This window comes from Hymenobacter jeongseonensis, from assembly GCF_015694725.1.
GTDB classification, from domain to species: Bacteria; Bacteroidota; Bacteroidia; order Cytophagales; family Hymenobacteraceae; genus Hymenobacter; species Hymenobacter jeongseonensis.
Map to the genome: position 1 here is coordinate 25,025 of NZ_JADQDQ010000016.1, position 21,647 is coordinate 46,671.

Below are 21,647 nucleotides of genomic sequence, written 5' to 3' on the forward strand. Positions count from 1 at the left end.
AACGCTCCCTTTATCGTGCCGCGGTACGAAGCATTTTTATTTCCGTCACAGAAATGGTGGCGATGAAATGAGATACGTCGGACCGCGGCATTTGCATTGCGAATGAGTGTTCTGCTTAGCAGCTCGACAGTTCTTGTTTCGCGGGGGCGGCTTGCGGCGTAATTTGCAGCGCTTATTCGTGTTGCTAATTTCTATTAATGGTCCGATTGTCCGCCGCTAGCCGTTTCCTATTTTTTCTCTTATTTATTGCCTATACTGGCCTAACCGCGCCAGTTCAGGCCCAACCGGCGGACGACGAGGACACTCCCTTGCCCCCCAAGCGCGAGCTGCGCGGCATGTGGATTGCCACCGTCGAAAACATTGATTGGCCCACCCAGCGCGGCCAAACGCCCGAACAATACCGCCGCGGCTACCTGCGCCTGCTCGATGCCGGGCAACGGGCCGGCCTCAACGCCGTGTTTGTGCAAATCCGGCCGGCTTCCGATGCCTTCTATAAATCGGATATCGAGCCCTGGAGCAAGTGGCTCACCGGCACGCAGGGCAAGGCCCCGGCCAACGGCGACGACCCCCTGCCCTTCCTCATCACCGAAGCGCACCGGCGCGGCCTGGAATTTCACGCTTGGTTCAACCCCTACCGGGCCACCATGGATTCGGTGACGGCCCGCCTGGCGGCCAACCACCCGTACCGGCAGCACCCGCAGTGGTTTTTGCGCTACGGCGGGCAGTTGCTGTATAATCCGGGTTTGCCCGAGGTGCGCGCCCACATCACCCGCGTGATTCTCGACGTGGTGCGGCGCTACGACATCGACGCGGTGCATTTCGATGACTATTTCTATCCGTATCCCGCAGCGGGCAAGGTTTTGCACGACGAAGCCGCTTTCCAGGAGCATAACCCCGAGGGCATTGCCAAACTGGCCGACTGGCGCCGCAACAACGTGAACGTGCTGATTCATGACCTGCACGACAGCATACAATCGGCCAAGCGCTGGGTGAAGTTCGGCATCTCGCCTTTCGGCGTCTGGATGAATAAATCGGCTAATCCGCTGGGCTCCGATACCCGCGCCGGCCAGCCGTCCTATGCCAATCTGTACGCCGATTCGCGGCTGTGGCTGGAAAAAGGCTGGATTGATTACATCGTGCCGCAGCTCTACTGGAGCACCAATTTCAAGCTCGTGCCCTACCCCATTTTGCTCGAATGGTGGACCCGCAACCACTTCGACCGCCACCTCTACATCGGGCACGGCACCTACCGCATGCTGGAAAGCACCCGCTCCGACACCACCTGGCGCAACCCGCGCGAGCTGCCGCGCCAAATTCGCCTCAACCGTTCGTATGGCGACGAGGTAACCGGCAGCGTGTTCTTCTCGGCCAAATCTCTGCTTGCCAACCCCCTGCACACCACCGACACGCTACGTCAGGACCTCTACCGCTACTTGGCACTCGTGCCCACCATGCCGTGGATGGACGCGCTGCCGCCCCAGCCCGTGGCCAACCTGATGCTGCGCCGCCTAAGCAACTCCGTCACACTGAGCTGGCAGCCGGGCCCCGTGGCCGCCGATGGCGACGCCGCTACCTATTACGTCCTCTACCGCTTTGGGGCCAACGAGCGGAGCACGCCCAACGACCCGCGCCGCATTCTGGCGCTGCCGCGCCCCGCGCCCGGCTTCCCGGCCACTTACGTTGATACGACCGCCGTGCCGGGCCAAGCCTACGCCTACTACGTCACGGCCGTGGACCGCCTGCATAACGAGAGCCGGCCCATGCGCGTCATCACCAACGGCCAGCGCATGCCCGAATTAGCCCAGGGCCAGGTGCCAGCCGGCACGCCCCGCACCGCCGCGGCTGCCTCAGCTGCCGAGCCCACGGCTACGGCGTCCACGCAGCCGGGTGCGGTGGCGCCTGCGCCGCGTATCGTGCTGCAGCCTACTATTCCCGGCGAAAGCCCAGCGGGCGCCAACCAGCTAATCAAAGTCAAAACCAAAGTAAAGGCCAAGCCGCGCGGCTTTTTCTCCCGGCTTTTTGGCCGCTAGTTTTTTTTTGCAACTGGCCCAAAACGGCGCCTTCCGGTCGGGAAGGTGCCGTTTTTTTTGCGCCGGGGAAGTCGATTAACCTGAACCGTTTTGCAGCAATACGCCGAGAAAACAATCTTTTTATCCAGAATCCGTACCTCCTAAAGTCGCTGGCACCGGGCCTGGGCACCGATGAAATTAACTGCAGTAGTTATCACCTCGTTATCAATGACTAAAAAGATATTCACTTGGTCCATTGCCTTGCTTAGTGTGCTGCCGCTGCCCGGTCGCGCCCAAATTGGCCAGGTAGCGCCGCCGGTTGCACCGAAGCCGGAGGTGGCGGCCGCACCGGCTGTTCCGGCCTCGCCCCGGCAGCTGTTTCCGGGCCTATTTGAGGCGGTGCAGCTGGGCCGCATTTTTGCCGATAACAAAACATTTGTTGATGCCGCGCCCCGGCAGCGGCCGGCCACCATTCTGGCGGCTTGGAACCGCGAAAAAAAACAACCCGGCTTCAAGCTAAAAGCCTTTGTGGAAACCCACTTCGACCTGCCTACGGATAGCGCAACGACCTTCCGCAGCAACGTAGCGGCCGGCCTGCGCCACCACCTCGACACCCTATGGACCGTGCTGGCCCGGCCCGCCGCCCCTCCCGCTAGCCCCGACGATTCGCTGGCTGCCTACCGCTCCTTGCTGCCGTTGCCCAAGCCCTACATCGTGCCCGGTGGGCGTTTCCGTGAAGTGTATTATTGGGATTCCTACTTCACGATGCTGGGCCTAGCCGAAGCTGGCAAGAACGAGCTGCTGAACAACCTCACCGACAACTTCGCCTTCCTGATAAACCGCTACGGCTTCGTGCCCAACGGCAACCGCAGCTACTACCTCACCCGCTCGCAGCCGCCGTTTTTTGCTAGCATGGTGGCCTTGGTGGCCAAGGACCAGGGCAACGGCGTGCTGCTGCGCTACCGCGCGGCACTGGAGCGCGAATACCGCTACTGGATGCTGGGAGCCGAGAAACTGGCGCCCGGCACGGCCGCCCACCGGGTGGTGCGCCTGCCCGGCGGCGCGGTCCTGAACCGCTACTGGGACGAGAGCGCGCAGCCCCGCGAAGAGTCGTATGCCGAAGACGTGGCCGCCGCCAAGCGCAGCAAGCAGCCGCCCGCGCAGTTCTACCGCAACGTGCGGGCGGCTGCCGCTTCGGGCTGGGACTTCAGCAGCCGCTGGTTTCAGGCCGGGGGCGGACTGCCCACCATTCAAACCACCGATTTGGTGCCCGTGGACCTCAACTGCCTGCTGTACCAGCTGGAGCAAACCCTGGCCGAAGCCTGCCAAGCGGCCGGCCAGCCGGCACAGGCCCGCAGCTACGCCACCAAGGCCAGCCGCCGCAAAGCCGCACTCCTGGCCCTGAGCTGGGACCCGAAGGTGGGCTGGTTTCAGGACTACAACTGGCAGCGGCGGCAGCGCTCGCCGGTGCGCACCTTGGCGGGCATGTTTCCGCTGGCGTTTGGCTTGGCCACACCTGCCCAAGCCAGCCGGGTGGCGACCAACCTGAAAGCCAATTTCCTGAAACCCGGTGGCCTGGCCACAACCCTAAGCACAACCGGCCAGCAGTGGGACGCGCCCAACGGCTGGGCGCCGTTGCAGTACTTGGCCATTGACGGGCTGCGGCGCTACGACCGGCGGCCGCTGGCCGATACCATCGCGCTGCGCTGGGTGCGGCTGAACCGCCGCGTGTTCACCCAAACCGGCAAGTTGCTGGAAAAATACGACGTGGTGGCCCCCAGCCGGCCGGCCGGGGGCGGCGAGTACCCCCTCCAGGACGGATTTGGGTGGACCAACGGTGTGCTGCTGCGACTGCTGGAATGGTATAAGTTGAACTGAGGGCGCCCACGCCCATTTGGCAGCTTTGATTCCGGGACGGGTTTCGCCAACTTTCGGCCCGCATTCACCAGCCCCTGCTTCCCATGGTTTCTCCCCTTGCCACCTTGCCCGCCACGGCCGGCGCTCGGCTGCCCGTCAGCATCTACGCCGATTCGGATGCTGCTTCCGCCGCCGTTGCCGCGCAAATTGCCGACCTGATACGGGCCCGCGCGGAAGAAGCCAAGACGTGTGTGCTGGGCCTGGCCACCGGCTCCTCGCCCACTCGCGTGTACGAGGAGTTGGTGCGGCTGCACCGCGAAGAAGGCTTGAGCTTCCAGAACGTGGTCAGCTTCAATCTGGACGAGTACTACCCTATGGCGCCGGATTCGTTGCAGAGCTACGTGCGCTTTATGCGCGAGTACCTGTTCGACCACGTCGACATTCGGCCCGAAAACGTGCACATTCCCGATGGCACCGTGCCGCCGGAGCAGGTGGGCGCGTTTTGCCAGCGCTACGAAGCGCAAATTCAGGAGGCCGGCGGCATCGACTTGCAATTGCTCGGCATCGGCCGCACGGGCCACATCGGGTTCAATGAGCCGGGCTCCGGGCCGGCATCGCGCACGCGCCTCATCACCTTAGACCACGTGACGCGCACCGACGCGGCTTCCGATTTCTACGGCGAAGAAAACGTGCCCCGCCGCGCCCTCACCATGGGCGTGGGCACCATTCTGGAAGCCCGCCACATCGTGCTCTTGGCCTGGGGCGAGGGCAAAGCCGCCGTGGTGAAGCGCATGGTGGAGGGCGATGTTACCGACAACGTGCCGGCCACGTACCTGCAACGCCATCCCGCCGTGCAGGTGGTGCTGGACGAAGCCGCCGGCGCCGACCTCACGCCCCGCAAAACGCCTTGGCTGCTGGGCCTGCCCTGCCTCTGGCACGACGCCGCGCTGGTGCGCAAAGCCGTGACCTGGCTGGCCCGCACCGTGAGCAAGCCCGTGCTCAAGCTGATGGAAGAGGACTACAACGAAAACGGACTCTCGGAGCTACTGGCGCAGTCGGGGCCGGCCTACGACATCAACATTCGGGTGTTCAATGAGCTGCAGCACACCATCACGGGGTGGCCGGGCGGCAAGCCGAATGCCGACGACACCTACCGGCCCGAGCGGGCGGCGCCGTTTCCGAAACGGGTGCTCATCTTCAGCCCGCACCCCGACGACGATGTGATATCGATGGGCGGCACGCTGCTGCGGCTGGTCGACCAGGGCCACGAAGTGCACGTGGCCTACCAAACCTCGGGCAACATCGCGGTATTCGATGACGAAGCCATTCGCTTCGCGGAGTTCGTGGCCGATTACGACCACGCCTTCGGGCTGCCCACCAACGAGCCTGCTGATAACCTTTACCACCGGGTTTCGGATTTTCTCAAAAACAAGCGGCCCGGGCAAGTCGATTCGGCCGAAGTGCAGCAGATAAAAGGTCTTATCCGGCGCGGCGAAGCCAAAAGTGCTTGCCGCCTAGCCGGCATTCCCGAGGCCAACGCGCACTTTCTGGATTTGCCTTTTTACGAAACCGGCCGGGTGCGCAAAAAACCGCTGGGCGACGAGGACATTCGCCTCACCATGGAGTTGATGAACCGGATTCAGCCTCACCAGATTTACGCGGCCGGCGACCTGAGCGACCCGCACGGCACGCACCGCGTGTGCCTGGCGGCCGTTTTTCAGTCCATTCAGCAACTCCGCGACTCCGGTACGCCGTGGCTGGATGACTGCTGGGTATGGCTGTACCGCGGCGCCTGGCAGGAGTGGGATATCGACCAGATTGAGATGGCCGTGCCGCTCTCGCCGCAGGAGCTCACGCGCAAGCGCCGCGCCATTTTCAAGCACCAGTCGCAGAAGGACCGGCCCCTGTTTCCCGGCGCCGACCAGCGAGAGTTCTGGCAGCGCAGCGAAACCCGCAACCGCACCACCGCCAAGCTGTATGATGCGCTGGGCCTGCCGGAGTATGAGGGCATAGAGGCCTTTGTGCGGTGGCAGTTTTGAGGTGGTGAACATCAAGCTCCCCTCCTCAGCTGAGGAGGGGATGCCAAGCCGCAGGCTTGGCTGGGGTGGTTGAACTCGTTGAACGATACCTGAACAACCGCCTCCAAAGACGCTTCAATGAGTACGCCACAATCCCCCGGTCCCGGTCGTTCAACGAGTTCAACCACCCCCGTCCGAGCCTGCGGCTCGAACGTCCCCTCCTCAGCTGAGGAGGGGAGTTTGTCATTCTATCTTGCCCCCATGAACCCCCATCTCGCCCGCCTGCACCACATTGCCAGCCAGCCCAGCCGCCGCATCATCGGCTTGATGTCGGGCACTTCGCTTGATGGGCTCGACGTTGCCTTGTGCCGGCTCACGGGGCATGGCCCCGGCACGCAACTGGAGCTGGAGCAGTTCCGCACTGTGCCGTATGGCGAGGACACGCGCGCCCGCATCCGCACCGTGTTTGCCCGGGAGCAGGTCAGTTTGGAATACCTCACCTTGCTCAATCCCTGGCTGGGCAGCCTGCACGCGACGCTGGTGCTGGACTGCTTGCGCACGTGGCAAATACGTCCCGACGAAGTAGACCTGATAGCCAGCCACGGCCAAACCGTGTATCACGCGCCGCAGCACCAGCACCAACGCATCGAATTTCCTCACAATGCCACCCTGCAGCTCGGCGACGGCGACCATGTTGCCGTTGGCACGGGCATTATCACCCTCAGTGACTTCCGCCAGAAACACGTGGCTGCCGGCGGCGAAGGGGCCCCACTGGCTGCTTACGGCGACTTTTTGCTGCTGAGCAGCCCCGACGAGGAACGGCTGCTGCTCAACCTGGGCGGCATTGCCAATTTCACTTACCTGCCCCGCGCCGGCGGCGACACCCGCACAGCCTTCAGCACCGATACCGGGCCGGGCAACACCTTGCTCGACGCTACGGTGCGCATTTACCGCCCGGGCCTGCAGTACGACGAGGACGGCCGGCTGGCAGCCGCTGGCCGGGTGCACCAAGGGCTACTATCGGCGTTGCTGGGCCATGATTTTTTCGTGGCACCGCTGCCCAAAACCACTGGACCCGAGTTGTTCAGCCCCGATTACCTGACCGACGCACAGGAGCGTAGCGGCACGCTGAGCCTGAGCCTGGAAGACACGCTGGCCACGCTGGCCGAGTTCAGCGCCATGGGCGTGGCGCGGGCCGTGGAGGCCGCTTTTGCCGAGCGGCTGGCGCCCACAGCTATTTACGTCAGTGGCGGCGGGGCGCGCAATCCGGTGTTGCTGGCGGCGCTCAAACGCCACCTGTCGCACGCCCACTTCGCCCCCACCGACGTCCTGGGCGTGCCGGGCGATGCGAAGGAAGCCATCCTGTTTGCGGTGCTGGCCAACGAGGCGGTGGCGGGCCAACCCATAGCCATTGGGGCGGGGCGGCAACGCGTGCCGGCCGTGAGTTTAGGCAAAATCTCCCTGCCCGGATAATCGGATTAGCCGGCTCCTGTACGCGAAGAAATAACGACCTTAGCCAGCACAGTTGCTTGTACTGGGCCATCGGCCCACCGTTTTCACCATCCCATGCCAAACACGACCCGCCTCGCCAGCGCCCAGCGCGCCGAATCGCAGCCCAGCTCGGACGCCACTTCCGGACCCGGACGCCTCGTCTCGCTCGATGTTTTTCGGGGCCTCACCGTGATGGCCATGATTCTGGTGAACAACCCCGGCGATTGGAGCCACATTTACCCGCCTTTCGAGCACGCAGCATGGAACGGCTGCACGCCCACGGACCTCATTTTCCCGTTTTTTCTGTTCATCGTGGGCGTTAGTCTGGTGTATGCCCTGGACGGCCAGAAGCAACTGGGCGGCTCCCAAAGCGCCGTGCTGGGGCGGGTGTTGCGGCGCGCGGCCGTGCTTTTTGGGCTGGGCCTGTTTCTGGCGCTGTACCCCAAGTTTGACTTCTCCACAGTGCGGATTCCGGGGGTATTGCAGCGCATTGCGCTGGTGTTTTTGGGGTGCAGCGTTATCTTCTTGAAAACCAGCTGGCGCACGCAGCTCGGGCTATTGGCTGCCTTTTTGGTGGGCTACGCGGTGCTGCTGCAGCTTGTGCCGGTGCCTGGTTTCGGGCCTGCCAATCTGGAGCCCGCCACCAACCTTGGTGCTTGGCTCGACCGCCTGCTGTTAGGCGAAGCGCACCTCTGGAATCAAAGCAAAACCTGGGACCCCGAAGGCCTGCTGGGTACTTTGCCAGCCCTGGGCACCGGGCTGCTGGGCGTGCTCACCGCCCAATGGCTGCGGCGCCCGAACCAGGAGCCCGCCGCCAAAGTCGCGTGGCTGTTCGTGGCCGCGGGGGCAGTTACCATCCTGGGCCTGCTGTGGGAGCCGTGGTTTCCCATCAACAAAGCCCTGTGGACCAGCTCGTATGTCCTATACACGGGCGGCCTGGCAATGGCGGGCCTAGCCGCGCTCTATTGGGTTTGCGACGTGCAAGGCCACCGCGGCTGGACGCGCCCGGCGGTGGTGTACGGGGTCAATGCCATTCTGGTATTCAGTTTGTCGGTGGTATTGTCGCGCACGTTCGCACTTTTTAAGCTGCCGGGGCCGGGCGGCAACACGCTGGGCCTGAAGGACTGGCTTTACCAGTGGGGCATCGCGCCTTTTTTCACCGACCCCCGTGCCGCTTCGCTGGCGGGAGCGGTGGTGTTGGTGCTTATCTGGCTGGGCGTATTGAGCTGGATGTACAAAAAAGGCCTCGTGCTGAAAGTCTGAACCCATATCCGGCCGCTATGCCCGCCGGTCTATACATTTACCACCCAATGCCACTTAGCACTTCTTCCCGGTTAGCTATGCGCCTTTTCCTTCTACCGTTCCTGGGGCTTTTCACGGCCCAGCTATCTCAGGCACAAGACCTGACCAGCCGGGGCCTGATGACACCCAGCCGGCTCCTTCCCTCGGGCCAAGAAGCGGGAGGCCAACCCTACCAGAGCCCACATACAGCCCAGCCAGCGCGTAATTCGTCCGCCGGCCCCACGACCCTAACCGACCCGTCATCCTCCCACATGCTGCCGTATTGGACGCGGGGCACGGTGCTGCCCTACTCCGGGCCCGCAGAGCACCCCTGGCTCAAATACGACCTCGTGTTTAATAAACTCGTGTCCCGTTTGCCGTCCGGCGAGTCCAGTCAGGTTGACTTGGATAACATCAAGGAATTCAGCTTGGGCGATTCGCTGCTCAGGACCCAGCGCACCTACCGCCGCTACCTCAATGCCCGCATTGAGAACCCGGCCCTTCGGTTGGCGTTCTTTGAAGTGCGGTACGATGCCGGACGGGCGGCCCTGCTCTGCCGCCGGTCGGTGAGCGAGGTTTCCGACAATTCACAGCGGGGCCGCAATTCGGCGTTGCGCCAGCGCGTGGTCACCACGTATTTCATCAAAACCCCGGATAATAACCTGGCCCTCGTTACTCTAGCCGAGCCGGCAGTACTGGCCGCCCTGGGCCCAACCCATGCCGCGCCCATGGCCGCGTACATTCACCGGAAACGCCTGAAGCTGACCGACGAAGCCGATGTAGTTGAACTACTGGCCTATTACGACACCCTGTAGCGCCTTCTGGCCTGCCGATGCCACTGTGAACCGCCCAACGGCGGGATGCAGTGGCATCGTCGCGTTCGGACTAGTGGTGGAGTGGCCGCAGCCCACCTTCAAAATCTCACTCCCAAGCAGCAGTTGGCTCTTTTATTTCCGAACTTGAGCCTTTCCTCAGTAGCAAGCAAATCCACGTATGAAAATCCTGATTATCGGCGGCGGCAATATGGGCCTGACTTATGCTCGCAGCTTTGTGCGGGCTCATATCACGTCCCGGCTCGATTTGCGGCTGCTGGCCCGCTCACCCGAACGGGTACCAGCCCTGGCCATTCACGAAATTGGCACCGTGTGGGGCCATCCCAGCGAGTGCGTGCCGGGCGCCGATTTGCTCATTCTGGCTGTGAAGCCGCAGGATTCGGCGGCGCTGTTTGAAACGCTGCGCGAACTGGTGCAGCCGCAGCAGGTGGTGCTCAGCATTATGGCGGGGGTGCGCATTGCCACCTTGCGCGAGGCGTTGGGCACGCCCAAAATCATCCGGGCCATGCCCAACCTGCCGGCCCAAATCGGCATGGGCATGACGGCCTTCACCAGCACCGACGCCGTGACCCGCGCCGAGCTGGTACAGGTGCAAAACCTGCTCAGCACTACCGGCAAAACGGTTTATGTGGAAGAAGAATCGGCCATTGACGCCGCCACGGCCATTTCGGGCAGCGGCCCGGCCTACGTGTACTACTGCATGGATGCCCTAATGACCGCCGCCACCCAAATGGGCTTCTCCCCTGCCGAGGCCGAACTGCTGGTGAGCCAAACCTTCCGCGGCGCAGTGGAACTCTACTCCCAATCGGGCTTGAGCTGCACCGATTGGATTGCCAAAGTGGCTTCCAAAGGCGGCACCACCGAGGCCGCCATGCACGCCTTCGGAACCGGCAAAGTGCGCGAGGGCCTCATGGCCGGCGCCGACGCTGCCCGCGACCGTGCCGAAGAACTTGGTAAGTAAAAGGTAGCGCGGACTCTGTGAGTCCGCGCATGGGCGAACGATTTCAGCAGAGCGCGGACTCGCAGAGTACCTGCCGGGCACGGCCACGCTACGCCACCGAGTACCCCGCAAAGTCCTTTCGCAGCTGGGTTTTCAGTAGTTTTCCCGTGGCGGTGTGGGGCAGTTGCTCCACAAATTCCACGGCGTCGGGCTCGGAAAACTTGGCCACTTTGCCTTTGAAAAAAGCCAGCAGGTCCTCGGCCGAAACGTCCATGCCGGGGCGGCGCACCACAATGAGCAGGGGCCGCTCGCTCCACTTGGCGCTGGGCACGCCGATGACGGCAGCTTCGGCCACGGCGGGGTGGGCCACGGCCAGGTTCTCTAAATCGATGCTGGAAATCCACTCGCCGCCCGACTTGATGACGTCCTTCGAACGGTCGGTGATTTGCATGAACCCATCCAGGTCGATGGTGGCCACGTCGCCGGTGCGGAACCAGCCGTCGGCGGTAAGCTCGCCGGGGGTGCCGCTTCGGAAGTAGTCGGCCACTACCCACGGCCCGCGCACCAGCAAATCGCCAAAGGCCACGCCATCGTGCGGCAGTTCGTGCCCGTTGTCGCCCACAATTTTCATGTCGACACCGAACACCGCGCGGCCCTGCTTGGCGCGCACCGCCAGGCTATCGGCAGAATTTAAGGACTGATGCTTGGTCTTGAGGTGGCCAGCCGTGCCCAGAGGACTGGTTTCGGTCATGCCCCAGGCGTGTTTGATGGTGACGCCCAGTTCCTCCTCGAAGGCTAGCATCAGGGCCGGCGGGCAAGAAGAGCCGCCCACTACCGTCCGGCGCAAGGTGCTGAATTTGTGCTTGCCTTCGCGCATAAACTGCAAGAGGCCCAGCCAGATGGTTGGCACGCCCGCCGAGAAGGTAACACCTTCGCTTTCAAATAGCTCGTAGAGACTGGCGGCGTCCATGCCCGCGCCGGGCAGCACCAGCTTGGCCCCGTTGAGTGGGGCCGCATACGGCAGGCCCCAGGCATTGACGTGGAACATGGGCACCACGGGCATGATGACATCCAGCGCCGAGCAGTTGAGGGCATCGGGCAGCGAAATGGCCATGGCGTGCAGCAGCGTGGAACGGTGCGAGTAGAGCACGCCCTTGGGCTGGTCGGTGGTGCCGGAGGTGTAGCAAAGCGAGCAGGCCGTGTTTTCGTCGAACATGGGCCACTCGTAATCAGGGCTTTCGGCCGAGAGCAGGTCTTCGTAGCTGCAAAGACCAGGCAGCTCGGAACCAACGGGCAGATGCTTGGCGGCGGCCATCAGCACCCACTTTTCGACTGTCGGGCACAGCGGCGCGAGGCGTTCTACCAACGGCAAAAACGTGAGGTCGAAGAACAGCAGCCGGTCCTCGGCGTGGTTGATGATGTAAACGAGCTGCTCGGGAAACAGGCGCGGGTTGATGGTGTGGCACACCGCTCCGATACCGGCCACGCCGTAGTACAGCTCGAAATGCCGGTGCGTGTTCCAAGCAATGGTGGCCACCCGGTCGCCGTTGGCAATGCCTATTTTAAGCAGCGCATTGGCCAGTTGCTTGCTGCGCTGGTGCGCATCGGCATAGGTGTAGCGGTGCAGGCCACCCTCGGGCAAACGCGAGACAATTTCAGCATCGGAATGCCACTTAGCGGCGTGCTCGATTACGCCAGCTACGCGGAGCTGGTCGGCCATCATTAGTCCTTGCATGGATTCGTGGGAGTGAGGGTTGGGCGGGAATGCAGGGACCCAAGCTAGCCAATATTCAAGGATATTGAAACAAGAAGCGCTTGGATTTTCCAAGCGCTTCTTGCCATCAACATGCGGAAAGCTTACTTCCGCACCGCCTCAATAGCCAGCTGTAGCAAGCTCGAGCGCACACTCAGTTCCGTGAGCTTGTTGTTGGTTCGCGACGGATGTACCCGGTTCGTGAGCAGCACCACTACCAGTTCCTCCTTCGGGTCTACCCAGAAATACGTGCCCGTAAACCCGGTATGGCCGAAACTGCTTTGCGAAGCACCGGGAGCAGAGTTCTGGCCGGGGTCAGCAGCCGGGCGGTCAAAGGCCAGGGCGCGGCGGTTGTCGGGGCAGAACTGGCAGCGGGTCCATTCGGCCATCAGTTCTTTATTGAACAGCTGCTGGTTGCCGTAGCGCCCGCCCCAAGCGTAGGTTTGGGCCAGCTTGGCCACGTCGTTGGCATTGCCGAACAGGCCGGCGTGGCCCGAAAGCCCGCCCAGCAAGGCCGCCCCCTCGTCGTGCACGGTGCCGTGCAGCAACTGCCGCCGGAAAGCCAAATCAACCTCCGTGGGCACGATGCGGCGCAGCGGAAACCGGTTGGTGGGCCGAAAACCCAACGTGCTGGCGCCCAGCGGCCGGTACACCTGCTGCTGCAGAAAAGCATCGAACGACAGCCCCGTGCGTGCCTTCACCAACTCTGGATACAGAATAAAGGACAGGTCCGAATACACGTAGCCCGGCTTCTCATTCAGCGGCGACTCCCCAATTTCCTTGTAAATACGCTTCGGCAGCGTTTTGCGCGCCCACAGCTCATTGGCGGCTTGCAACGGGAAGCGGGCCGAAGAATCGGCCCGAAAATAGCGCCGCCGCAGCTGGCCGTTCTTCTTTGTCAGGTCTTTCCAAAACGGAATCCAGGCCTGGAGGCGGGCTTGGTGCGTCAGCACGTCGCGCAGCCGCAAGCCGGCCTTGTCGGTGCCGCGCAAGAAGGAAAAGTAGTTACCCAAGGTGCTGTCCGGGCTGAACTTGCCTTGCTCCTGCAGCTTGAGCAGCGCCGGCGTAGCCGCCATTAATTTGGTGAGCGAAGCCAGGTCGTAGAGGTCGTCGTCGTGCACGGGGCGGGGCACCGTGGTGGGCGCTGAAGCTGGCCCTTGGGCGGCGGGTTGGGCCCGTTGGCGGCGCTGCTTGCGCCTTCCATCCGCTCCCGGCTCGGCTGCCCCGCTCCCAAAGCCGGCGTAGGTGTGGTTGCCGTAGCTTTTGCGCAGCACCACCGTGCCACGCCGGGCAATGACCACCTGCGCGCCTGGAAATGCCTGCGCTGCCAGGGCCCGGCCCACGAGGCTGTCCACGCGGGCTTCGAGGCGGCCGTCCATGTCCACGTCTTCGGGATAGGCGTAGCGCAGGCGCTGGCTGCCAGCGGTGCGCAGGCCGAAGCCACGCGGGTAGCGGTCCGATACCGTAACGGGCAACTTGCCCGTGGCCATAATGCCACCGAAAATGGCCTGCACGGCCAAGCTTTGGGCATTCGGGCTTTCCTGATAAGCCAGCACCACGCCAGCAGCGCGTTCCAGGTCGCGCACTTTGGCTACGGCGTAGGCCGAGCCGAAAACGCTCAGCACCAAGGTCTGATTTTGGTTGCTGAGTTCGCGCAGCAGCAGGTTGGTTTCGGGCGTGATGCCGAAGCTGGTGGCGGGCAAGCGGCCCAGGCCCTGCATGGCTACTAGCACCAGATTGTAGGGTTTCAGGGCCGCGCGCAGCTTCACCAGCTCATCCAGCGTGGGCGTGGCCGCAACGCGGAAGTGCGCCGCGGGGGCGTAGTCGGCCACGGCTTTTTGGAAATCGGTGGTGTCGCGCGCGGAGCCGCCCAGCACCAGCGTGGCAATGCGCAAGGTGTCGAGCCGCTGGAGCGGCAGCAGGTTCTGTTGGTTGCGCAGCAGCGTGATGCTCAGCTCGGTGAGGCGGTGGCTGAGGTACTGGGCGTGCGGGGCGTTGAGGTCTTCGTAAAGGTTTTTGGTATTGATGGGCTGGTAGCGGTGCAGGCCCGACCACTGCTTCAGGGCCAGCACGCGGCGGCAGTGCTCGTCGATTTCCTGCTGCGAAATCCGGCCGCTGTCCACGGCAATGCGCACCATTTTGAGGGCCAGCGGCACGTTTTTGCTGAACTCCAGAATATCGTTGCCCGCCATGAGGGCCCGCACGTCGGCTTCGCCGGGCGGAAACTTGGTGATGACGCCCTTCATATTCATGGCATCCGTAAAAATCAGCCCTTGGAACCCCATTTCCTTGCGCAGAAAATCGGTCACGATGGGCCGCGACAACGTGCTGGGGCCCGGCACCGTGTCCAGCGCGGGCACGTTGAGGTGCGCCACCATCATGCCGCCCAGGCCACCCGCAATCAGGCTGCGAAAAGGCGGCAGTTCCAGCGTATCAAGCCGCCGCCGGTCGACGCGCACCGTGGGAAGGGCCAGGTGCGAATCGGCGTCCACGTCGCCGTGGCCGGGAAAGTGCTTGGCCACGGCCAGAATGCCCGCGTCCTGCATGCCGTGCATGTACTGGCGGCTGTCGCGTGAAACCGCCGCCGGGTTTTCACCCCAGGACCGAAAGCCGATGACGGGGTTGGCGGCGTTGTTGTTCACGTCCACCACCGGGGCAAAGTTGACGTGCATACCCAAGCGCGTGAACTGCCGGGCTACTTCGCGCCCCATATCGTACAGCAGGGTGGTATCCACGTCGCCCCCCAGGCTCATTTGATACGGGAATTTCACCACGCTGTCGAGGCGCATGCCCACGCCCCACTCGCCGTCCAGCGCCACCAGCAACGGCACGCGGCTTTGGCTTTGGTAGCGGTTGAGCAGCCGCGCCTGCCGGCCCGGCCCGCCCTGAAAAAATATCAAACCGCCGATGCCGTACTGCTGAATGAGCGCCGAAATGGAGTCTTCGTCGACTCGGGTGCGGTTGGAATACGCGGCCACCATGAAAAGCTGCGCGGCCCGCTGGTCGGGCGTGAGCACCCGCATGAGGCTATCGACCCACGGCGAATGCAGGTATTGGGTGAAGGCAGGGGTGCCGGGCAAACCAGCTCCTGAAGCCGAAGGCTTGCGGGCCCTTGCGGTACCATTGGCACCGCTGGCTTTGGTGGGAGCAGTTCGAGGCTTCAGGCTCCCGGCTTTCGCTTTGGGAGCGGAAGGCAACTGGCGGGAACTAGCTGGCGTGGGGGCCAGCGCGGTGCGGCGCTGGGCCGGAGCCAAAAACGGCGCCGTCGACAGCAGCGCCAATAGCACTAGTGACTTTAGGGATGACAGAGGCAAGGGCAGGTTTTTATTACGAAAGTAGTCCTTCCTACTCCGAACTCATCCCATCTCAAGACGACCTAATTGGAGCAGATGCGAGAAGTCATCGGGGACATCCATTCAAGAAAGTTATGCGCCAGACTTAGAATCGCTCAAAAACAATCCTCCGCTAATGAGTCAATTATCACAGCCCATCAAAGGATGCAGACAAGACCTAAGCGCTAAATATTCACATTAATAATTAGTAGTGCCTAACTCTTTTCCCTGGTTTCTCATAATTGCTTTTTTTGATAATTCCATTTTTCTTTATAACTTTTACATACCTGACTATTTCATGTTTTAATAAACCTAAACCGTGGCACACGTCTAATTATTACCCAAGTCAACTATAAGCTGGTCCTTGATTAAGAATCAGTTGAGTGAAAAACAAGGGTGCAACGGCCACCACTGGAGCTTTACTATTCGTCGCGAATAAAAATTATTTTTCACATCAAAATACCTTCTATTTCTATGCAGACATTCTTCAATCCACTTACGATTCGAAATAACTACCTGCTCACCTTGCTGCTTGGGACTTTTGTCCTGCTCCTTGGTTCGCCAAAATCTTTCGCGCAGATTTATTTCAAAACCCAGAATTTTAATGCGCTATATACTCCCCCTGCTACCGGAAATGTATTGGGCTTTTCGGCGACTGGCGGGACCTACTTTAATAACTCGTTCAATGCAATTGCCGGAAATTTTGGAACATACGGAGTAGCGAATAGCGGCAATGGCTTAACCGGCACTTCTGCTACCATAACATTCGACCCCCAGGCTTTCCAGGCGAGTTCCCTAAACAATACCCTGTCTTTTCAGATAGGCAGTATTACCACCGCAACAAATCAAGTTGGATTTGGAAATAACAGTAGCATCAGGGTAACCCTGGCTTTTACGAATACCAGAACATTAATTACAACCACATCCACTTTACTGATAAACCCAGCCAGTGGCAACGGCCCTACTTATCTGGCTGGTGCCACTACTGCCGCCTCCAGAACGTTCACATCAACTGGGTCGAACTCCCTGACTACTATCGTTCCTGCTAACGGGCTGACCGGCATTACCATAAATCTGCCTTCTTTTACTGATGTCACCACCGTTGGGGTAAGCATAGTTATAAATACGTCGCGAAGAAATGTTCTGGTAATAGACAATGTCACCCTTGCTTCAGTATCTCCCCTTCCCGTTGAACTTACCCACTTCGAAGCCACCGCAAAGCCCCAAGGAGTAGTTTTGAACTGGGCTACCGCCACCGAGAAAAATAACGACCGTTTTGAAGTGCAGCGTAGCGCCAACGGCGAGACCTTCCAAACCATTGGCGCGGTGAAAGGCCAGGGCAACAGCAGCAATTCGCAGGCGTATTCGTTTGCCGACAGCCGTCCATTGGCGGGCCAGTCGTACTACCGATTGCGCCAGGTCGACACCGATGGTGCCAGCGCTTTCTCGCCAGTGGTGACAGTCCAGATACACTCGGAAGCACGCGTTTACCCCAATCCTACCACCGACGCCGTCATGCTGCCGGCCACTTTGGGCCCCGTGCAGTACCGAATTCTGAATGCCTTGGGCCAAACCATGCTGAGCGGCAACGCCACGGGCAATGAACGCCTCGACTTAACAAGGCTGAACAAAGGCACCTATTTTCTGGAACTGATTGGGACTACTGAACGCTCTTCGCAACGCGTGGTCCGGGAATAGCACCTAGAAAAACGTTTCAAAAAGCCCGGCGTCCCACTACGGACGCCGGGCTTTTTGGCAAGTTCTCTTCTGCTGAAAAGTAGAGCATTGCGACGTTGGGCGTGGCCCAAGCAGCCTAGCCGAGATTTTCGCGTTATTTGGCCCTACTTTTTCGCTTGCTTCAGCTTCCCCTTTTATCCATGAAAAAAATAGTCCTCGCTGGCCTTGTGGCCGCGGCGCTCACCTCCGCCTGCAATCAGACCAAAACCTCTGAAACGGCCACCAGCGACACCGCCGGCTCGGGCTCGGCTGCGGATTCCACCGCGGGCCTCACGGGTTTGTTCACGAGCTTTTGGGAAACGCAGTCGCGCCTCGACCCGCTCTCGGCCACCGCGCAGGGCGACAACCGCTACAACCACCTGCTGCCCAACGACCAGACCCGCGCGTTCCGCGACACGCTGCGCACGTTTTACGGCGACTACTTGGCGCAACTGGGCAAGTTTGACCGCGAGCAGCTGAGCGACAACGACAAAATCAGCTACGACATCTTTAAGTATGAGATGGAGCAGCGCCTGGCCGGCCTCAAGCTCAACACCTGGATGATTCCGACCAACCAGTTCTGGGGCCTGCCCATCACGCTGGGCCAGTACGGGTCGGGCGAGGGCGTGCAACCTTTCAAAACGGTGCAGGACTACGACAACTGGCTGGGCCGCGTGCGTGGCTTCACGGTGTGGACCGACACAGCCATTGCCAACTTCCGCCAGGGCATGCGGGCGGGCATGGTGCTGCCCAAATCATTGGTGGCAAAAATGCTGCCCCAGATGCGCGGCAAAGACATTGTGGTAACCGACCCCACCAAAAGCCTGTTCTACGGCCCCATCACGCGCTTTCCCAAGGATTTTTCGGAGGCTGACAAAACCCGCCTGACGGCGGCTTACAAGAAGGCCATCAGCAACGAGCTGGTGCCCGCCTACCAGAAAATGGGCAATTTCCTGGAGAAGGAATACATGGCGAAGGCCCGCACCACCAGCGGCATCACGGGCGTGCCCGGCGGCCCCGAAATCTATAATTACTACGTGGGCTACTGGACCACCACGACCAAGAAACCCGCCGAAATTTACCAAACCGGCTTGGCCGAAGTGGCCCGGATTCGGGGCGAAATGGAGCGCGTGAAAACCGAAACCGGCTTCAAAGGCGACTTGAAAGCGTTTTTCACTTACCTGAAAACGGACAAGAAGTTCATGCCCTATAAGTCGTCCAAAGAAGTGCTGGACGCTTTCCGCAAAATCCAGGCGACTATCGACCCGAACCTGAAAAAGATGTTCGGCCGCACCCCCAAAACGCCGTTTGAGATTCGGCAGACGGAGGCGTTCCGCGCCGCGTCGGCCTCGGCCGAGTACAACCAGGGCTCGCCGGACGGCTCGCGGCCCGGCATTTTCTACATTCCGATTGTCGACGCCAGCAAGTTCAACACCACTTCGGGCATGGAGTCGCTGTTTCTGCACGAAGCTATTCCGGGCCACCACTACCAGATTTCGCTGCAGCAGGAAAACAACGACCTGCCCAAATTCCGGCGCTTTGCCTGGTACGGCGCCATGGGCGAGGGCTGGGCACTCTACTCCGAGAGCCTGGGCAAGGAGCTGGGCCTCTACACCGACCCCTACCAGTACATGGGCGCGCTGGGCGACGAAATGCACCGCGCCGTGCGCCTGGTGGTGGACACCGGCCTGCACTTCCGCAACATGACCCGCGAAGAAGCCATCAAGTACATGATGGACAACGAGGCCATTTCGGAAGACGGTGCCACGGCCGAAATCGAGCGCTACATGGCCATCCCCGGCCAAGCCCTGAGCTACAAAACCGGCGCCCTGAAAATCCAGGAGCTGCGCGCCAAGTACCAAAAGCAGCTGGGCAGCAAGTTTTCGCTCTCGAACTTCCACGACGAGCTGCTGAAAGATGGCGTGATGCCGCTGGCCGTGCTGGAGAAGAAAATGGACGCTTGGGCTGCCCGGCAGAAATAACTTTGGCCTTAAATCCATCAATTAAGGGTAATTCCAGCCCTTTCATTCCTTATTCCTTCCTTATGATTCAGCACGTAGTCCGCCGCGCGGGCACGGCCTTGGCCCTTTTGTTCAGTGTTGCTACCGCGCAGGCGCAGTTTGGCCCGGGCACCCAATGGACCAAAGACGGCTACAGTTACCTTCGGGTACAGCAAGATTCTGTGGTGCAGCTCGATGCGCGCCAGCCCAGCAAGGGCCGCACCATCATCAGCAAAAAGCAGCTCATTCCGGCTGGTCAGACGGCCCCGCTGAAGGTGCGCCGCTTTGCCCTCTCCGAGGATGGCAAGTTGGCACTACTCCACACGAACACCAAAAAAGTATGGCGCTTCGACACCCGCGGCGACTACTGGGTGTATAACATGGCCACCCAAGAACTGACTCAACTCGGCAAAGGCCGGCCAGCGTCGTCGCTGATGTTCGCCAAGTTTTCGCCCGACGGCAGCAAAGTAGCCTACGTGAGCGAGCACAACCTCTACGTGGAAAACCTGGCCGACCACCGCATCACCCCGCTCACCACCGACGGTACCGAGCGGCTCATCAACGGCACCTTTGACTGGGTGTATGAGGAGGAGTTGGACTGCCGGGACGGCTTTCGCTGGTCGCCCGACGGGCAGCGGCTGGCCTACTGGCAACTGGACGCGACCAAAACGCGCAACTATTTGATGTTGAACACCACCGACGCCCAGTACCCCTTCACCGTGCCCGTGGAGTACCCGGTGGTGGGCGAGGACCCGAGCCGCGCCCGGGTAGGCGTGGTGCCCGTAGCGGGCGGCGCTACCAAGTGGATGGACATCCCCGGCGACGCCGTGCAGCACTACCTGCCGCGCATGGAATGGGCCGACAACGACGCCCTGATTGTGCAGCAGCTAAACCGGCGCCAAAACGAGAGCAAGCTCATACTCTGTACCGCCGCAACGGGTGCGGCAAATCCCATTTACAGCGAAACCGAAAAGGCGTGGATTGACGCCAAGGACGGAGCAGAAGGCTGGAACTGGTACAACAAAGGCAAAAACTTTGTGTGGATGAGCGAAAAGGACGGCTGGCGCCACCTCTACTCCATGGACCGCACCGGCAAGCACAAACTGCTAACGCCCGGCAACTACGACGTCATCAGCTTGACCTCCATCAACGAAGCAGCGGGCACTATCTACTTCATGGCCTCCCCCACCAACGCCACCCAGACCTACCTCTACCAAGTGCCGCTGAAAGGCGGGAAAGCCACCCGCGTAACGCCGGCTGCTTTGGCTGGCTCGCACCGCTACGACGTTTCGCCGAACGGGAAAATCGCGCTGCATAATTTCTCCAGCAGCACGTCTTTCCCGGTGGCCGATGTGGTGACCCTGCCTGCCCACCAGCGCGTGAGCGGCGGCGAAATTCCGGACCGGGCGAAGACCATGAAAATGCCCAAAACGGAGTTTTTCCAAGTAAAAACCTCCGAGGGCGTGACGTTGGACGGGTGGATGGTGAAGCCCACTAATTTCGACACCACCAAGAAATACCCCATTGTCTTTATGGTGTACAGCGAGCCGGCGGGCCAGACGGTGGTCGACCGTTTTGGCACGGGCCTCAACGAGCTGTACCAGGGCAACATGGCCGATGACGGCTACATCTACGCCTCGCTCGAGAACCGGGGAACGCCGGCCCCACGCGGCCGGGAATTCCGCAAAGCCATCTACCAAAGCATCGGCAACCTGAACATCCGTGACCAAGCGCTGGGCGCGCAGGAGGTGTTGAAAAACGCCTTCGTCGACACCAGCCGCGTGGCGGTGTGGGGGTGGAGCGGCGGCGGTTCTACCACTCTGAACTTGATGTTTCAATACCCAAAGATTTACAAGACCGGCATTTCCATTGCCGCCGTGGACAATCAGCTGAACTACGACAACATTTACCAGGAGCGCTACATGGGCCTGCTGCCCGAAGACAAGCACTTTTTCGTTGATAATTCGCCGCTGGCCCACGCCAAGAATTTGCGGGGCAACCTGCTCCTCGTGCACGGCACTGGCGACGACAACGTGCACTACAACAACGCCGAGCAGATGATAAACGAATTGGTAAAGCACAACAAAACCTTCCAACTCATGGCCTATCCCAACCGAACGCACAGCATCTCGGAGGGCGAAGGCACCAGCACTCATTTAGCCTCAACTTACACCAAGTTTCTAAAAGCGAATTGTCCCCCTGGCGGGCGTTAGGCCGTTGATACTTGTGCTATAAAAGCGGTGGCTGGAAAGACAATTTGACTTTCCGGCCACCGCTTTTTTTATGGCCGAAAGCGCCTCCACACTAGTTTGAGTGGGGCGCAATTGGTAAGCAAGAAGTTGCCAGTAAACTTTACGAGTAAAAACCCCAAAAATGCGCAGGCCCCTTGTGCCTCATCAACCAAACGGCGAGCTACA

Annotated in this window: 12 protein-coding genes; 10 read left to right on the forward strand and 2 right to left on the reverse strand. The window is 61.0% G+C overall.

Going from position 1 to position 21,647, the window contains the following annotated elements:
* Window positions 1-197: 197 nt before the first annotated feature.
* The 7 genes from I2I05_RS20090 (at window position 198) to proC (ending at window position 10,450) form a co-directional block, all read left to right on the forward strand.
* Window positions 198-2,030 carry a glycoside hydrolase family 10 protein gene (locus tag I2I05_RS20090; protein ID WP_196284053.1) on the forward strand — a complete coding sequence of 611 codons (1,833 nt, stop codon included), beginning with the start codon at window positions 198-200 and terminating at the stop codon, window positions 2,028-2,030.
* Between the two features lie 207 nt (window positions 2,031-2,237).
* Window positions 2,238-3,887: an alpha,alpha-trehalase TreF gene (gene treF / locus I2I05_RS20095; RefSeq protein ID WP_196284054.1), complete on the forward strand. Its 1,650-nt coding sequence runs from the start codon at window positions 2,238-2,240 to the stop codon at window positions 3,885-3,887.
* An 83-nt stretch (window positions 3,888-3,970) separates the two neighbouring features.
* Window positions 3,971-5,905 (forward strand): glucosamine-6-phosphate deaminase, encoded by a 1,935-nt coding sequence (gene nagB / locus I2I05_RS20100; RefSeq protein ID WP_196284055.1) that lies wholly within the window; start codon window positions 3,971-3,973, stop codon window positions 5,903-5,905.
* Between the two features lie 240 nt (window positions 5,906-6,145).
* Entirely contained in the window at window positions 6,146-7,357 is a 1,212-nt protein-coding gene (locus I2I05_RS20105; RefSeq protein WP_196284056.1) for an anhydro-N-acetylmuramic acid kinase, read from the forward strand.
* 93 nt (window positions 7,358-7,450) lie between these two features.
* Window positions 7,451-8,638, forward strand: a complete 1,188-nt coding sequence (locus I2I05_RS20110) for an acyltransferase family protein (RefSeq protein ID WP_196284057.1) — start codon at window positions 7,451-7,453, stop codon at window positions 8,636-8,638.
* A 77-nt stretch (window positions 8,639-8,715) separates the two neighbouring features.
* Entirely contained in the window at window positions 8,716-9,471 is a 756-nt protein-coding gene (locus I2I05_RS20115) for a hypothetical protein (protein WP_196284058.1), read from the forward strand.
* Between the two features lie 178 nt (window positions 9,472-9,649).
* On the forward strand, window positions 9,650-10,450 hold the full coding sequence (proC, locus tag I2I05_RS20120; RefSeq protein WP_196284059.1) for a pyrroline-5-carboxylate reductase: 801 nt from the start codon (window positions 9,650-9,652) through the stop codon (window positions 10,448-10,450).
* 88 nt (window positions 10,451-10,538) lie between these two features.
* Here the strand turns inward: proC and I2I05_RS20125 are convergent, their stop codons facing one another.
* Both I2I05_RS20125 and I2I05_RS20130 read right to left on the reverse strand, forming a co-directional pair.
* The gene (locus I2I05_RS20125; RefSeq protein WP_196284060.1) at window positions 10,539-12,164 is read right to left on the reverse strand and encodes a 3-(methylthio)propionyl-CoA ligase; all 1,626 of its coding nucleotides are present in this window, start codon (window positions 12,162-12,164) and stop codon (window positions 10,539-10,541) included.
* A gap of 122 nt (window positions 12,165-12,286) precedes the next feature.
* Window positions 12,287-15,496, reverse strand: coding sequence for a glycoside hydrolase family 3 N-terminal domain-containing protein (locus tag I2I05_RS20130; RefSeq protein WP_196284061.1), 3,210 nt, complete (start codon window positions 15,494-15,496; stop codon window positions 12,287-12,289).
* 492 nt (window positions 15,497-15,988) lie between these two features.
* Between I2I05_RS20130 and I2I05_RS20135 the strand changes: the two genes are divergently transcribed.
* From I2I05_RS20135 to I2I05_RS20145, 3 genes are all read left to right on the forward strand, one after another.
* Entirely contained in the window at window positions 15,989-17,212 is a 1,224-nt protein-coding gene (locus tag I2I05_RS20135) for a T9SS type A sorting domain-containing protein (protein ID WP_196284062.1), read from the forward strand.
* 179 nt (window positions 17,213-17,391) lie between these two features.
* The gene (locus I2I05_RS20140; protein WP_196284063.1) at window positions 17,392-19,212 is read left to right on the forward strand and encodes a DUF885 domain-containing protein; all 1,821 of its coding nucleotides are present in this window, start codon (window positions 17,392-17,394) and stop codon (window positions 19,210-19,212) included.
* 62 nt (window positions 19,213-19,274) lie between these two features.
* On the forward strand, window positions 19,275-21,443 hold the full coding sequence (locus I2I05_RS20145) for a S9 family peptidase (protein WP_196284064.1): 2,169 nt from the start codon (window positions 19,275-19,277) through the stop codon (window positions 21,441-21,443).
* The last annotated feature ends 204 nt before the right edge of the window (window positions 21,444-21,647 follow it).

Coding starts and splice junctions, on each gene's coding strand:
- I2I05_RS20090 (WP_196284053.1), top strand. CDS start 198: ATGGTCCGATTGTCCGCCGCTAGCCGTTTCCTATTTTTTCTCTTATTT.
- treF (WP_196284054.1), top strand. CDS start 2,238: ATGACTAAAAAGATATTCACTTGGTCCATTGCCTTGCTTAGTGTGCTG.
- nagB (WP_196284055.1), top strand. CDS start 3,971: ATGGTTTCTCCCCTTGCCACCTTGCCCGCCACGGCCGGCGCTCGGCTG.
- I2I05_RS20105 (WP_196284056.1), top strand. CDS start 6,146: ATGAACCCCCATCTCGCCCGCCTGCACCACATTGCCAGCCAGCCCAGC.
- I2I05_RS20110 (WP_196284057.1), top strand. CDS start 7,451: ATGCCAAACACGACCCGCCTCGCCAGCGCCCAGCGCGCCGAATCGCAG.
- I2I05_RS20115 (WP_196284058.1), top strand. CDS start 8,716: ATGCGCCTTTTCCTTCTACCGTTCCTGGGGCTTTTCACGGCCCAGCTA.
- proC (WP_196284059.1), top strand. CDS start 9,650: ATGAAAATCCTGATTATCGGCGGCGGCAATATGGGCCTGACTTATGCT.
- I2I05_RS20125 (WP_196284060.1), bottom strand. CDS start 12,164: ATGCAAGGACTAATGATGGCCGACCAGCTCCGCGTAGCTGGCGTAATC.
- I2I05_RS20135 (WP_196284062.1), top strand. CDS start 15,989: ATGCAGACATTCTTCAATCCACTTACGATTCGAAATAACTACCTGCTC.
- I2I05_RS20140 (WP_196284063.1), top strand. CDS start 17,392: ATGAAAAAAATAGTCCTCGCTGGCCTTGTGGCCGCGGCGCTCACCTCC.
- I2I05_RS20145 (WP_196284064.1), top strand. CDS start 19,275: ATGATTCAGCACGTAGTCCGCCGCGCGGGCACGGCCTTGGCCCTTTTG.